Origin of the sequence: Massilia sp. 9I, from assembly GCF_902506415.1 — a bacterium.
In the GTDB taxonomy this organism is placed as follows: Bacteria; Pseudomonadota; Gammaproteobacteria; order Burkholderiales; family Burkholderiaceae_D; genus Telluria.
Genome location: NZ_LR733275.1, coordinates 5,063,013 through 5,076,215, shown reverse-complemented (window position 1 = coordinate 5,076,215; position 13,203 = coordinate 5,063,013). Strand labels below are relative to the sequence as shown.

Annotated in this window: 12 protein-coding genes; 4 read left to right on the top strand and 8 right to left on the bottom strand. The window is 63.3% G+C overall.

The window, feature by feature from the left end:
- Window positions 1-200: 200 nt before the first annotated feature.
- From GV068_RS22665 to GV068_RS22630, 8 genes are all read right to left on the bottom strand, one after another.
- The gene (locus GV068_RS22665; RefSeq protein ID WP_159703324.1) at window positions 201-1,142 is read right to left on the bottom strand and encodes a prolipoprotein diacylglyceryl transferase; all 942 of its coding nucleotides are present in this window, start codon (window positions 1,140-1,142) and stop codon (window positions 201-203) included.
- A 145-nt stretch (window positions 1,143-1,287) separates the two neighbouring features.
- A complete protein-coding gene (gene gltA / locus GV068_RS22660; RefSeq protein WP_159703321.1) occupies window positions 1,288-2,589 on the bottom strand; it encodes a citrate synthase in 1,302 nt (433 codons plus the stop codon).
- Window positions 2,590-2,651: 62 nt separating this feature from the next.
- Window positions 2,652-2,954, bottom strand: a complete 303-nt coding sequence (locus tag GV068_RS22655; protein ID WP_373888427.1) for a succinate dehydrogenase assembly factor 2 — start codon at window positions 2,952-2,954, stop codon at window positions 2,652-2,654.
- A gap of 174 nt (window positions 2,955-3,128) precedes the next feature.
- On the bottom strand, window positions 3,129-3,839 hold the full coding sequence (locus GV068_RS22650) for a succinate dehydrogenase iron-sulfur subunit (protein ID WP_159703315.1): 711 nt from the start codon (window positions 3,837-3,839) through the stop codon (window positions 3,129-3,131).
- A 52-nt stretch (window positions 3,840-3,891) separates the two neighbouring features.
- A complete protein-coding gene (sdhA, locus tag GV068_RS22645; RefSeq protein WP_159703310.1) occupies window positions 3,892-5,670 on the bottom strand; it encodes a succinate dehydrogenase flavoprotein subunit in 1,779 nt (592 codons plus the stop codon).
- A gap of 2 nt (window positions 5,671-5,672) precedes the next feature.
- Window positions 5,673-6,041: a succinate dehydrogenase, hydrophobic membrane anchor protein gene (sdhD, locus tag GV068_RS22640; protein WP_159703307.1), complete on the bottom strand. Its 369-nt coding sequence runs from the start codon at window positions 6,039-6,041 to the stop codon at window positions 5,673-5,675.
- A gap of 2 nt (window positions 6,042-6,043) precedes the next feature.
- On the bottom strand, window positions 6,044-6,457 hold the full coding sequence (sdhC, locus tag GV068_RS22635) for a succinate dehydrogenase, cytochrome b556 subunit (RefSeq protein ID WP_159705435.1): 414 nt from the start codon (window positions 6,455-6,457) through the stop codon (window positions 6,044-6,046).
- 236 nt (window positions 6,458-6,693) lie between these two features.
- A complete protein-coding gene (locus GV068_RS22630; protein ID WP_159703303.1) occupies window positions 6,694-7,455 on the bottom strand; it encodes a GntR family transcriptional regulator in 762 nt (253 codons plus the stop codon).
- 257 nt (window positions 7,456-7,712) lie between these two features.
- Here GV068_RS22630 and GV068_RS22625 point away from each other — a divergent pair, with 257 nt between their 5' ends.
- The 4 genes from GV068_RS22625 (at window position 7,713) to acnA (ending at window position 13,093) form a co-directional block, all read left to right on the top strand.
- Entirely contained in the window at window positions 7,713-8,702 is a 990-nt protein-coding gene (locus GV068_RS22625) for a malate dehydrogenase (protein ID WP_159703300.1), read from the top strand.
- A 73-nt stretch (window positions 8,703-8,775) separates the two neighbouring features.
- Window positions 8,776-9,765 carry a CoA ester lyase gene (locus tag GV068_RS22620; protein ID WP_159703297.1) on the top strand — a complete coding sequence of 330 codons (990 nt, stop codon included), beginning with the start codon at window positions 8,776-8,778 and terminating at the stop codon, window positions 9,763-9,765.
- On the top strand, window positions 9,765-10,301 hold the full coding sequence (locus GV068_RS22615) for a hypothetical protein (protein ID WP_159703294.1): 537 nt from the start codon (window positions 9,765-9,767) through the stop codon (window positions 10,299-10,301). The genes GV068_RS22620 and GV068_RS22615 overlap by 1 nt, the downstream gene beginning before the upstream one ends.
- An 83-nt stretch (window positions 10,302-10,384) precedes the next feature.
- Window positions 10,385-13,093, top strand: a complete 2,709-nt coding sequence (acnA, locus tag GV068_RS22610; protein ID WP_159703291.1) for an aconitate hydratase AcnA — start codon at window positions 10,385-10,387, stop codon at window positions 13,091-13,093.
- Window positions 13,094-13,203 lie beyond the last annotated feature (110 nt).

Genomic DNA, 13,203 nt, shown 5'->3' with positions numbered 1-13,203 from the left:
CGATCATGACCGAGACGCCGAGAGTCCGCCAGAACCTTGGCTGCGGCCAGGGGAAGGCACGGAGCATGGGCAAGCCCCGCACGACATACCAGAATGCGCTTCACCCGTGACTGGCGAGCTTTGCCGCGGACTCGTTCGCGATAGCTAGCCAGCCAAAGCTCAGAGCTTGGGCTGAATGTCTGCCGGCCCGACCTGCTTGATCATGCCGCCTCCTCAGGCATGCGGCGCGCCGGCTGGTCTGCCTTTGCACGGGTCAGGAGAGTGACGCCGACCAGCCCCGCGCAGATCAGCGCCGCGGCGATCAACTCGGCCTGGGTCGCCTTGAACAGGCCCAGATCGTACGGCGGGTTGACCCGGATCTGTTCGATCAGCAGGCGCTCGATGCCGGCAAGGACGAGGTAGACCGCGAACAGCCAGCCGGTCATGAACGGATGCTTGCGCAGCTTCCACAGCAGCGCAAAACACAGCATCGCCATCACGGACTCGTAGACAGGCGTCGGGTACACGCCCGGCGCCGCGATCACCTCGCCATAAATATTGTTCTGGTAGGTCTGGGCCCAGAACCAGGTCGGCAGCCAGTCCGGCTTGAGCGCCATGTTCGCCGCGATACCCCAGTCGCCGTCACCCGATATCTGGCATCCGACGCGCCCGATCGCATACCCCAGCATCATGGCGGGAGCGACCGCGTCGAGCAAAGGCCGCACCGGCAGCTGCCAGCGGCGCACGAAGACCACGCCGGCGATCGTACCGACGATCAGCCCACCGAAGACACTGAGGCCGGAACGGCTGAAAATGATCGACCAGGGCGAGGCCATGAACTGGTCCATGTTCTCGAGGATATGAAACAGGCGGGCGCCCACGATGCCTGCGACCATCACCACTGCGGTGAGGCTCGACACCAGCTCGTGTGCGGGAACGGTGACCCAGCTTGGCGCGCCGTCCTTGCCTTTGACCAGGCGCCGCCCCTGCAGCAGGCCTTGCGTCTCGGAGATGCGGCGCAGCTCCGCCGTGAGGCAGGCAGCCGCGGCGAACATGGCGCAGGCCACGAGCAAGCCAAAGGTCGCGAGAGGCAGCGGCAGATCGTAGCCGGTCAGCGCTTTCACGATATCGCTCAGGTAGGGATAGGACGTCGACTCGTTCATGATGGGGGAGTGTTGTTGGCTTGATTCTTTGGCAATGATAACGTATCAGGGCCTTGGATTACCGAATTGGACCCACCGTGCTTTGAACAGCGCGGACGAAAAAAAAGCGGGCCGAAGCCCGCTCCATGTTGATTCGCTTTGCGAATTAACGCTTGTCGATCGACGGCACGTCGCGCACCGGCGAACCCACGAACAGCTGACGCGGACGGCCGATCTTCTGTTCCGGGTCGGCGATCATTTCGTTCCACTGGGCGATCCAGCCGATGGTACGGGCCATCGCGAAGATACCGGTGAACAGGGAGACCGGGATGCCCAGGGCCGACTGCACGATGCCCGAGTAGAAGTCGACGTTCGGGTACAGCTTGCGCGACACGAAGTATTCGTCGTTCAGGGCGATCTTTTCCAGTTCCATCGCGAGCTTGAACAGCGGGTCGTCCTGCAGGCCCAGTTCGTTCAGCACTTCGTGGCAGGTTTCGCGCATCAGCTTGGCGCGCGGGTCGAAGTTCTTGTAGACGCGGTGACCGAAGCCCATCAGCTTCACGCCCGAGTTCTTGTCCTTGACCTTCTCGATGAAGGCCGGGATGTTCTCGACCGAGCCGATTTCCTTCAGCATGGTCAGTGCGGCTTCGTTGGCGCCGCCGTGCGCCGGGCCCCACAGGCAGGCGATACCGGCAGCGATACAGGCGAACGGGTTGGCGCCCGACGAACCGGCCAGGCGGACGGTCGAGGTCGAGGCGTTCTGCTCGTGGTCTGCGTGCAGGATCAGGATGCGGTCCAGGGCGCGCACCAGCACGTCGTTGACCTTGTACTCTTCGCACGGGTTGGCGAACATCATGTGCATGAAGTTCGCGCTGTACGACAGGTCGTTACGCGGGTACATGAACGGCTGGCCGATCGAGTACTTGTAGGCCATCGCGACCAGGGTCGGCAGCTTGGCGATCAGGCGGATTGCCGAGATTTCGCGCTGCTTCGGATCGTTGATGTCGAGCGAGTCGTGGTAAAACGAAGCCAGCGCGCCGACGGTGCCGACCAGGACCGACATTGGGTGCGCGTCGCGGCGGAAGCCGCGGAAGAAGAAGTTCATCTGCTCGTGGACCATCGTGTGACGGGTCACGGTCTCGTCGAACTTGGCCTTCTGCGCGGCGTTCGGCAGTTCGCCGTTCAGCAGCAGGTAGCAGGTTTCCAGGAAGTCGCAGTTGACGGCCAGCTGCTCGATCGGGTAGCCGCGGTACAGCAACTCGCCCTTGTCACCGTCGATGTAGGTGATGCTCGAGTTGCACGAGGCAGTCGACATGAAGCCAGGGTCGTAGGTGAACTTGCCGGTCTGGCCGTACAGCTTGCGGATGTCGATGACGTCCGGGCCGATGGTGCCTTTGTAGATCGGCATGTCGACGGACGGGCTGCCGTCGGAGAACGACAGGGTGGCTTTGGTATCAGAGATATTCATGGCACTTCCTTCTTGTGGGAGTGGATCTAAAAACAAATACGAATTCTGGCGCTAGGTCTCGACTACGCCTGCCGCAGGCGCGCCACCAAGGCGCGCACGTGCGGCTGGTCGACCTCGCCTTCAGGCTCGGTCCGGCCCAGGAGCAGGTCCATCAGCGGGTTGTCCGCCAGGTCCAGCAAGCGGGTCAGCGCATCGACGTCCTCGTCGCTCAATTCTTCTTCATGCGCATCCAGGAAGCGCGTGAGGATCAAATCGTTCTCGAGCAGACCGCGGCGCGCGCGCCAGCGCAGGCGGGCGCGGTTGGCTGGGTCGGATTGATGCGTTTTCACTAGAGTCCGTTGTTGGGTCAACATCATACTCCGCATGCCGGGATTAGGCAGTACGGTACTTTTACTGTATTTGCGGCATCTTTACTGCGAAGATGCTGCGGAATGCTGCGGTTCGTTGAACGCGTGGGCAGGAGACCTGCCCACCCTACGGGTATCGTGGATTCGTAGGGTGGGCGGCTTGGCCGCCCACGCGGTCGACGGACGGCGATATTAAATCGCGCGACGAACCAGCAGTTCCTTGATCTTGCCGATCGCCTTGTTCGGATTCAGGCCCTTCGGGCACACGTCCGTGCAGTTCATGATCGAGTGGCAGCGGAACAGGCGGTACGGGTCTTCCAGGTTGTCCAGGCGCTCGTTGGTGGCTTCGTCGCGCGAGTCGGCGATGAAGCGGTAGGCCTGCAGCAGGCCGGCCGGGCCGACGAACTTGTCCGGGTTCCACCAGAACGACGGGCACGAGGTCGAGCAGCAGGCGCACAGGATGCACTCGTACAGGCCGTCGAGCTCTTCGCGCTCTTCCGGCGACTGCAGGCGTTCCTTCTCCGGCTTGATCGAGTCGTTGATCAGGAACGGCTTGATCGAGTGGTACTGCTTGAAGAAGTTGGTCATGTCGACGATTAGGTCGCGCACCACCGGCAGGCCCGGCAGAGGACGCAGCACGATCGGCTGGGTCAGCTCGTTCAGGTTGGTGGTGCAGGCCAGGCCGTTCTTGCCGTTGATGTTCATTGCGTCCGAACCGCACACGCCTTCGCGGCAGGAGCGGCGCAGGGCCAGCGAATCGTCGACGTCCGACTTGATGCGCTGGAGGGCGTCGAGCAGCATCTTGTCGGTGTCTTGCAGCTCGACGGTGACGTCTTGCATGTAAGGCTTCGCATCCTTGTCAGGATCGTAGCGGTAGATCTTCAGTTGGACGGTGCGTGCCATGTTTTTACCTGTTCTAGATGGGCCGCGCTCAAGACGCGGCCCTCAACAAAATTTAGAAAGTACGGGCCTTCGGCTTGAAGGTGTCGACGGTCAGCGGCTTGGTGACCACAGCCTTGTACTCGAGGCGGTTGCCTTCCGAGAAGAACAGGGTGTGCTTCATCCAGTTCTCGTCGTCGCGGTTCGGGAAGTCGCTGTGGGCGTGGGCGCCGCGCGATTCCGGACGGGCCGCGGCCGACACGATGGTCGCCTTCGCGGTCTCGATCAGGTTGTCGAGTTCCAGCGCTTCCACGCGGGCGGTGTTGAACACCTTCGACTTGTCCTTGAACGAGACGTGCTTGCGGCGCTCATCCAGCTTCATGATTTCCTTGACGCCGGTATCGAGCAGTTCCTGGGTACGGAACACGCCGCAGTACTTCTGCATCGTGGCGCGGATGTCGTTGGCGACGCCCTGCACTTTTTCGCTGCCGGTCGAGGTCTCGAGGCGGTTCAGGCGGTCCATGCCGAAGTCGGCGGCGTCCTTCGGCAGCGGCTTGTTGACCTTCTGCTTCAGGTTCGACGCCACGACGTGGTTGCCGGCCGCGCGGCCGAACACCACCAGGTCGAGCAGCGAGTTGGTGCCGAGGCGGTTGGCGCCGTGGACCGAGACGCAGGCGCATTCGCCGATCGCGTACAGGCCGTTGACGATCTTCTGGCCGCCCATGCCGTCAGGAGCGACGACCTGGCCGTGGATGTTGGTCGGGATGCCGCCCATCTGGTAGTGGATGGTCGGGACCACCGGGATCGGTTCCTTGGTCGCGTCGACGTTGGCGAACTTGTGGCCGATTTCCAGGATCGACGGCAGGCGCTTCTCGATGGTGTCCTTGCCGATGTGGCGCAGGTCCAGCAGCACGTGGTCCTTGTTCGGACCGCAGCCGCGGCCTTCCTTGATTTCCTGGTCCATCGAACGCGAGACGAAGTCGCGCGGCGCCAGGTCTTTCAGGGTCGGCGCGTAGCGCTCCATGAAGCGTTCGCCATTGGAGTTGATCAGGATACCGCCCTCGCCGCGCACGCCCTCGGTGATGAGGACGCCCGCGCCGGCCACGCCGGTCGGGTGGAACTGCCAGAACTCCATGTCCTGCAGCGGCAGGCCGGCGCGCGCCGCCATACCCATGCCGTCGCCGGTGTTGATGAAGGCGTTGGTGGAAGCCGCGAAGATGCGGCCTGCGCCGCCGGTGGCGAAGATGGTGGTCTTCGCTTCCAGGATCATGACGTCGCCAGTTTCCATTTCCAGGGCCAGCACGCCGACCACGTCGCCGTCGGCGTCGCGGATCAGGTCGAGGGCCATCCACTCGACGAAGAAGTGGGTGCGGGCGCGGACGTTACGCTGGTACAGGGTGTGCAGCAGTGCGTGGCCGGTGCGGTCGGCCGCGGCGCAGGCGCGCTGGACCGGCTTCTCGCCGAAGTTCGCGGTGTGGCCGCCGAACGGACGCTGGTAGATGGTGCCGTCCGGGTTGCGGTCGAAAGGCATGCCGAAGTGTTCGAGCTCGTACACGACCTTCGGGGCTTCGCGGCACATGAATTCGATCGCGTCCTGGTCGCCCAGGTAGTCGCCACCCTTGACGGTGTCGAACATGTGCCAGTACCAGTCGTCTTCGCTCATGTTGCCCAGCGAAGCGCCGATGCCGCCCTGGGCAGCCACGGTGTGGGAACGGGTCGGGAACACTTTCGACAGCACCGCCACGTTCAGGCCGGCTTCAGCCAGCTGCAGCGATGCACGCATGCCGGAACCGCCGGCGCCAACGATGACCGCGTCAAAACGACGGGTAGGGATTGCAGTTTTGATTGCTGCCACGATTACACACTCCAGAGAATTTGCACGGTCCAGGCGGCGCAGGCGATCAGCCAGAAGATCGTCGCCAGCATCAGGATCAGGCGGACGCCCGCGTTCTTGACATAGTCCATCCAGATGTCACGGATGCCGACCCAGGCGTGGTAGAACAGGCCCAGGAAGGTCACCAGCGCGAACAGCTTGAACCACTGACGCGAGAACAGGCCAGCCCAGCCTTCGTAGCTGAAATTCTGGCCGGTCAGGAAGGAGACCAGCAGCACGACGGTGAAGACGGCCATGACGATCGCGGTGACGCGCTGCGCCAGCCAGTCCTTCACGCCGTAGTGGGCGCCGACGACGAGGCGGCGCGGTCCGATGTTATTCTTGTTTGCCATGATTAAAACACTCCGAACAGTTTCAGGGCGACCAGTGCGGTCAGCACCAGGCTGATGATCAGCACCCAGCGTGCGGTCTTCTGAGCGGCATCCTTGTCCAGGGCCAGGTGGTTATCCATGAACAGGTGACGCACGCCGGCGACGAAGTGGTGCAGGTAAGCCCAGGACAGGCCGACCAGGATGATCTTGGCAAACGGATTGCCAACGACACCGCGGAAATGCTCGAACGAGATTTCCGACAGCAGGCTTTCCTGCAGGAGATACAGCAGGAACGGCAGGAACAGGAACAGGCCGGCGCCGCTGACGCGGTGCAGGATCGACACGATGGCCGATGGCGGCATGCGATATTTACTCGTAATATCCCCAATGCCAACGTTGCGGAACTCCGGCCGCCCTTTTTTTGCAGCTTCTCTCACGGCTTCGGACATGTAACACCTCCCTTATGACGACAGATTTTTAGTGAACCCTTCATTTTCGCCGATTTTGTAACGGGGCACCAAGCATCTGCATGCAGAAAACCCGAACATCCCTGCGACGCACCGGGTAACGTACGCCACTTACGCAAAACCAACATATTTTAATCGCTTCAAGCGATTGCTGCGCGGCATGACCGGCCTTGCCGGCCCCGCCGCATCATTCGTTCAAGCATTCCTTACGACAATTCATTCTGGTAGTGGTGCCGCGCGGTCGAATAAATCCCCCGGCGCAGCTCGACCGGCTTGTCGCCGTAACTGAACGAGACGCGGTCGGCGCACAGCAGCGGCGTGCCTTCCGGCACCTTCAGGTGCTCGGCGGCCGCCGCATCCGCCGCCACCGCGCGGATCTTCTCGGTCGCGCGGATCATGCGGGTACCGAATTCCGACTCGAACAGGCCATACATCGGCCCCTTGTATTCCACCAGGCGTTCCGCCGTCAGGCCCTTGAACAGCTGGCCCGGCAGCCACAGCTCTTCCAGGATGGTCGGCACCCCGTCGAAGGACTGCACGCGCTTGATGTAGACCACGGCGTCGCCCGACTTCAACTCGAGCAGGCGTGCGACCTCGGCCGTGGCGCGGATGCGCAGCACGGCGATGAGGCGGTTGTCGGGATGATGGGGAACGCCCTCGTCGGGCATCAGGCGCAGGAAACGGAAATGGGCGCGCTCTTCCGCGTGGGTGGCGACAAACGTGCCCTTGCCCTGGCGGCGCACCACCAGATTTTCTGCCGCCAGCTCGTCGATGGCCTTGCGCACCGTGCCCTGGCTGACCTTGAAGCGGCCGGCCAGCTCGACTTCGCTCGGCATCAGCTCGCCCGGCTTCCACTCGCCCGACTGCAGGCTCTGCGTGATCAGGGACTTGATCTGCTGGTACAACGGACGGAACGACGGCGACGCATCTGGGCCGACTGCATCGCTGTTGGGCGGAAGGGGGTTCATAGACCGTGATTTCACCACAAAAAGTGCACGTCCGTCCAGTGCGCGACCATCAAGACATGTGTCTTATATAAGACATATGATATGAATTGACAGATAGAACACCGGAGGCATAAACTCGCGGTCGGCCTGGACCTCCGCGCCTGCCCACAACCATGCGCGCGATATCCAATTCATATGGTGCGCTTTTGGTATCATTGCTGTTTTCCCGAATACGCACCCCGGCTCGACCGTTTTCATTCCCACTTTGGAGATTCATCATGGCTAAAACCCCAATGCGCGTCGCCGTTACCGGCGCAGCCGGCCAGATCGGCTATTCCCTGCTGTTCCGCATCGCCAACGGCGACATGCTGGGCAAGGACCAGCCGGTCATCCTGCAGCTGCTCGAGATCGACAACGAGAAGGCACAGAAGGCGCTCAAGGGCGTCATGATGGAAATCGACGACTGCGCATTCCCGCTGCTGGCCGGCATGACCGCCCACAGCGATCCGATGACCGCCTTCAAGGATGCCGACGTGGCCCTGCTGGTCGGCGCCCGTCCGCGCGGCCCAGGCATGGAGCGCAAGGACCTGCTGGAAGCCAACGCCCAGATCTTCACCGTGCAGGGCAAGGCGCTGGACGCCGTCGCTTCGCGCAACGTCAAGGTGCTGGTGGTGGGCAACCCGGCCAACACCAACGCCTACATCGCCATGAAGTCGGCCCCGAACCTGCCGGCCAAGAACTTCACCGCCATGCTGCGCCTGGACCACAACCGCGCCCTGTCGCAAGTCGCCGCCAAGCTGAACAAGCCGGTCGGTGCGATCGAGAAGATGGCCGTATGGGGCAACCACTCGCCGACCATGTACGCCGACTACCGCTTCGCCACCATCGACGGCCAGTCGGTCAAGGATGCGATCAACGACGACGCCTGGAACCGCGACACCTTCCTGCCGACCGTCGGCAAGCGCGGCGCCGCCATCATCGAGGCACGCGGTGCGTCGTCGGCAGCATCGGCCGCCAACGCAGCGATCGACCACGTGCGTGACTGGGTGCTGGGCACCAACGGCAAGTGGACCACCATGGGCATCCCGTCGGACGGTTCGTACGGCATCCCGGAAGGCACCATGTTCGGCTTCCCGGTGACCACCGAAAACGGCGAATACACCATCGTCCAGGGCCTGGAAATCGACGCGTTCTCGCAAGAGCGCATCAACCTGACCCTGAAAGAGCTGGAAGAAGAGAAAGCCGGCGTCGCACACCTGCTGGCCTAAGCTAAGCTCAGTTAATCAGCACCAACGGCGCGGCCGCATCGCGGTCCGCGCCAAGCCTGTTTCAAGACATACCATGCACCCTTCCGAGGTTTTATTCCAGGGCAAACGCCAGCCGCTCCTGCTCCCCGCCTGCGATCACTACGCCGGCTCGGAGAAGCTGATGCGCAAATCGATGGCCCTGCAACAAGAGCTTGGGCCCGTCTTCGACATCACCTTCGACTGCGAGGACGGCGCCGCCGCCGGCAGCGAGGCTGAACACGCGCTGCTGGTCACGCAACTGATCAACAGCGAAGACAACCGCTTCAATCGCATCGGCGTGCGCCTGCACGACACCAAGAGCGAACACTTCGCGGCCGACGTCGCCGTGATCGTCGGCGCCACCGCAGGCCGCCTGGCCTACGTGGTGCTCCCGAAGGTGGAAAGCACCGCCGAAGTCATTCGCGCCATCGACCTGATCAACCAGCACGCCGCAAAAGCGGGACGCACCGACCTGCCGGTGCACGTGCTGATCGAAACCCACGGCGCCCTGCGCGAAGCCTACGACATCGCCGCCCTGCCCCAGGTCGAATGCCTGTCCTTCGGCATCATGGACTTCGTCTCGAGCCACTACGGCGCGGTGCCGGCCAGCGCGATGCGCACTCCGGGCCAGTTCACCCACCCGCTGGTGGTGCGCGCCAAACTCGAGATGGTCGCGGCCTGCCACGCGCACGGCAAGGTGGCTTCGCACAACGTCACCACCGACATCAAGGACAGCGCAGTGGTGGCCAACGACGCCCAGCGCGCCGGCGCGGAATTCGGCTTTACCCGCATGTGGAGCATCCACCCGGACCAGATCAAGCCGATCCTCAAGGCATTCACGCCGCGCCTGTCGGAAGTGAACGAAGCGACCAATATCCTGGGCGAGGCGATGGCCGCGGGATGGGGCCCGATCGCCCAGCACGGCCGCTTGCACGACCGCGCGAGCTACCGATATTATTGGACCGTTTTGCAGCGCGCGAAGCTGGCCGGCCTTGCGTTGCCGGAAGCCGCGGCGGCAATCGTCAACCAAACGGGTTCCAACTGATGGCCACCTCCCTCCCCCGTCTCCTCGCCGCCAGCGCCTTTGTGCTGGCGGCCGCCGGCGTTTGCGTGAACGCATCCGCCGCGCCTGAAAAGAACCACCCGAAAGCCGAAGACGTTCTCAAGTCGAAAGCCAAGGCCAAGCCGAAAACAAAGAAAGCCGCCCCCGCAGGGGCCGCTGCTGCCGCCGTCGCGGCGCCGGCCGCGAACGCCGAGGAAGAAGCCGAACCGGACATCACGGATACGGTCGTCACCGAGTACAGCTGTGAACTCGGCAACAAGGTCACGATCTACACGAACGTCAACGACGAGGGCCACATCGCCCTGCGCTGGAAGAAGCGCCTGCACCGCCTGACCCGCGTGGGCACCACCACCGGCGCGCTGCGCTTCGAGAACCCGTTCTGGGGCCTGATCTGGATCGGTATCCCGGCCAAGGGCATCCTGCTGGATTCGAAGCTGAACCGGCAGCTGGCCAACGAATGCAAGAACGCACAGCAGGCGACGGTGGCAAGCGCCGCGCCCGCAGCAACGAATGGCTGATCCGCGGCTGAACCCCGTCGGATCGCCCTATGAAGTGAATGGCAGTACCGGAATAACAATTAATCCCCACTGAAGGAGAGATTATGTCTCGCAACACCCTGAACACACTGAAGGAATTCCCGGCGGGCGCCGGCCAGACCGGCCAGTACTACTCGCTGCCGGCCCTGGGCGAAGCCCTCGGTGTGAACCTGTCGCGCCTGCCGGTGTCGATCCGTATCGTCCTCGAGTCCGTGCTGCGTAACTGCGACGGCAAGAAGGTCACCGAAGAACATATCAAGCAGCTCGCCAACTGGGGCGCCACCGCCGAGCGCACCGACGAGATCCCCTTCGTCGTGGCCCGCGTGGTGCTGCAGGACTTCACCGGCGTGCCGCTGCTGGCCGACCTGGCCGCGATGCGCAACGTCGCCGCCAAGACCGGCGCCGATCCGAAGAAGATCGAGCCGCTGGTGCCGGTCGACCTGGTGGTCGACCACTCGGTCACCATCGACCACTTCCGCGAGCCGAACGCGCTGGACCTGAACATGAAGCTGGAATTCCAGCGCAATAACGAGCGCTACCAGTTCATGAAGTGGGGCATGCAGGCCTTCGACACCTTTGGCGTGGTGCCGCCGGGCTTCGGCATCGTCCACCAGGTCAACCTGGAATACCTGGCCCGCGGCGTGATGCGCCAGGGCGACGTGTTCTACCCAGACACCCTGGTCGGTACCGACTCGCACACCACCATGATCAACGGCGTCGGCGTGGTCGGCTGGGGCGTGGGCGGCATCGAGGCGGAAGCCGGCATGCTGGGCCAGCCGGTCTACTTCCTGACCCCGGATGTCATCGGCGTCAACCTGAAGGGCAAGCTGCGCGAAGGCTGCACCGCAACCGATCTGGTGCTGACCGTCACCGAAATGCTGCGCCGTGAAAAAGTCGTCGGCAAGTTCGTCGAGTTCTTCGGCGCCGGCACCCGTTCGCTGTCGACCACCGACCGCGCCACCATCGCCAACATGGCCCCGGAATACGGCGCGACCATGGGCTTCTTCCCGGTGGACGAAGCGACCGTCGACTACTTCCGCGGCACCGGCCGTACCGAAGAAGAACTGGCTGCCTTCGAGAGCTACTACAAGGCCCAGGGCATGTTCGGCATCCCGCAGGAAGGCGAGATCGACTACACCCGCGTGCTGGAACTCGACCTGTCGACCGTCACCCCGTCACTGGCCGGCCCGAAGCGCCCGCAAGACCGTATCGAACTGGGCCACGTGAAGAACACCTTCACCGACCTGTTCAGCAAGCCGACCACCCAGAACGGCTTCAACAAGTCGCCGGACGACCTGTCGAAGGTCTACGAGACCACCAACGGCGTGCGCGTGAAGAACGGCGACGTCCTGATCGCCGCGATCACCTCCTGCACCAACACCTCGAACCCGAGCGTGCTGCTGGCCGCCGGCCTGCTGGCCAAGAAAGCCGTCGAACGCGGCCTGACCGTGGCGCCGCACATCAAGTCCTCGCTGGCTCCTGGCTCGCGCGTGGTCACCGAGTACCTGACCGCCGCCGGCCTGCTGCCTTACCTGGACAAGCTGGGCTTCGGCGTGACCGCCTACGGCTGCACCACCTGCATCGGTAACGCCGGCGACCTGACCCCGGAACTGAACGCCGCGATCGTCGAGAACGACATCGTCGCCTCGGCCGTCCTGTCGGGCAACCGTAACTTCGAAGCGCGTATCCACCCGAACATCCGTTCGAACTTCCTGGCCTCGCCGCCGCTGGTCGTCGCTTACGCGATCGCCGGCAACATGACCCGCGACCTGATGAGCGAGCCGCTCGGCAAGGACCAGAACGGCGTCGACGTCTACCTGGGCGATGTCTGGCCGTCGTCGCAGGAAGTGGGCGAACTGATGCGCTTCGCGATGAACTCGGAAGTCTTCAAGAAGAACTACGCCGACGTGAAGGGCAACCCGGGCGAACTGTGGCAGCGCGTGTCGTCGACCGAAGGCCAGGTCTACAACTGGCCGGAATCGACCTACATTGCCGAACCGCCGTTCTTCGCCGACTTCGAGATGACCCCGAAAGCGGCGGCCACCGGCATCACCGGCGCACGCGCGCTGGGCGTGTTCGGCGACTCGATCACCACCGACCACATCTCCCCGGCCGGTTCGATCAAGGAAGACGGTCCGGCCGGTAAATGGCTGAAGGACCACGGCGTCCTGAAGGCGGACTTCAACTCCTACGGCTCGCGCCGCGGCAACCACGAGATCATGATGCGCGGCACCTTCGCCAACGTGCGTATCAAGAACAAGATGATCCCGCCGAAGGCGGACGGTTCGGCGGTCGAAGGCGGCATCACCATCCACCAGCCGTCGGGCGAACAGCTGTCGATCTACGACGCGGCAATGAAGTACGTGGCGGAAGGTACCCCGACCATGATCTTCGGCGGCGAAGAGTACGGCACCGGCTCGTCGCGCGACTGGGCCGCCAAGGGCACCCAGCTGCTGGGCGTGAAGGCCGTGGTCGTGCGTTCGTACGAGCGCATCCACCGCTCGAACCTGGTCGGCATGGGCGTGCTGCCGCTGCAGTTCATCGGCAACGACAGCGTCGAAAGCCTGGGCATCACCGGCAAGGAAACCTTCGACCTGAAGGGCCTGGAAGGCGAGATCAAGCCGCAACAACTGGCCACCCTGGTGATCCACCGCGAGAGCGGCGAATCGCAGGAAGTGCAAGTGCTGCTGCGTATCGACACCCCGATCGAAGTCGACTACTACAAGCATGGCGGCATCCTGCCGTTCGTGCTGCGCCAGCTGCTGGCTGCGTAATCAGGAAATGCCTCTTCGGAGGCAATAAGAAGGGCTGGAACCTTGACGGGTTCCAGCCCTTTTTTTCATCCAGCGAAACAAGCGGCGCAGCGTGGAGTTCGCTGCGCCTG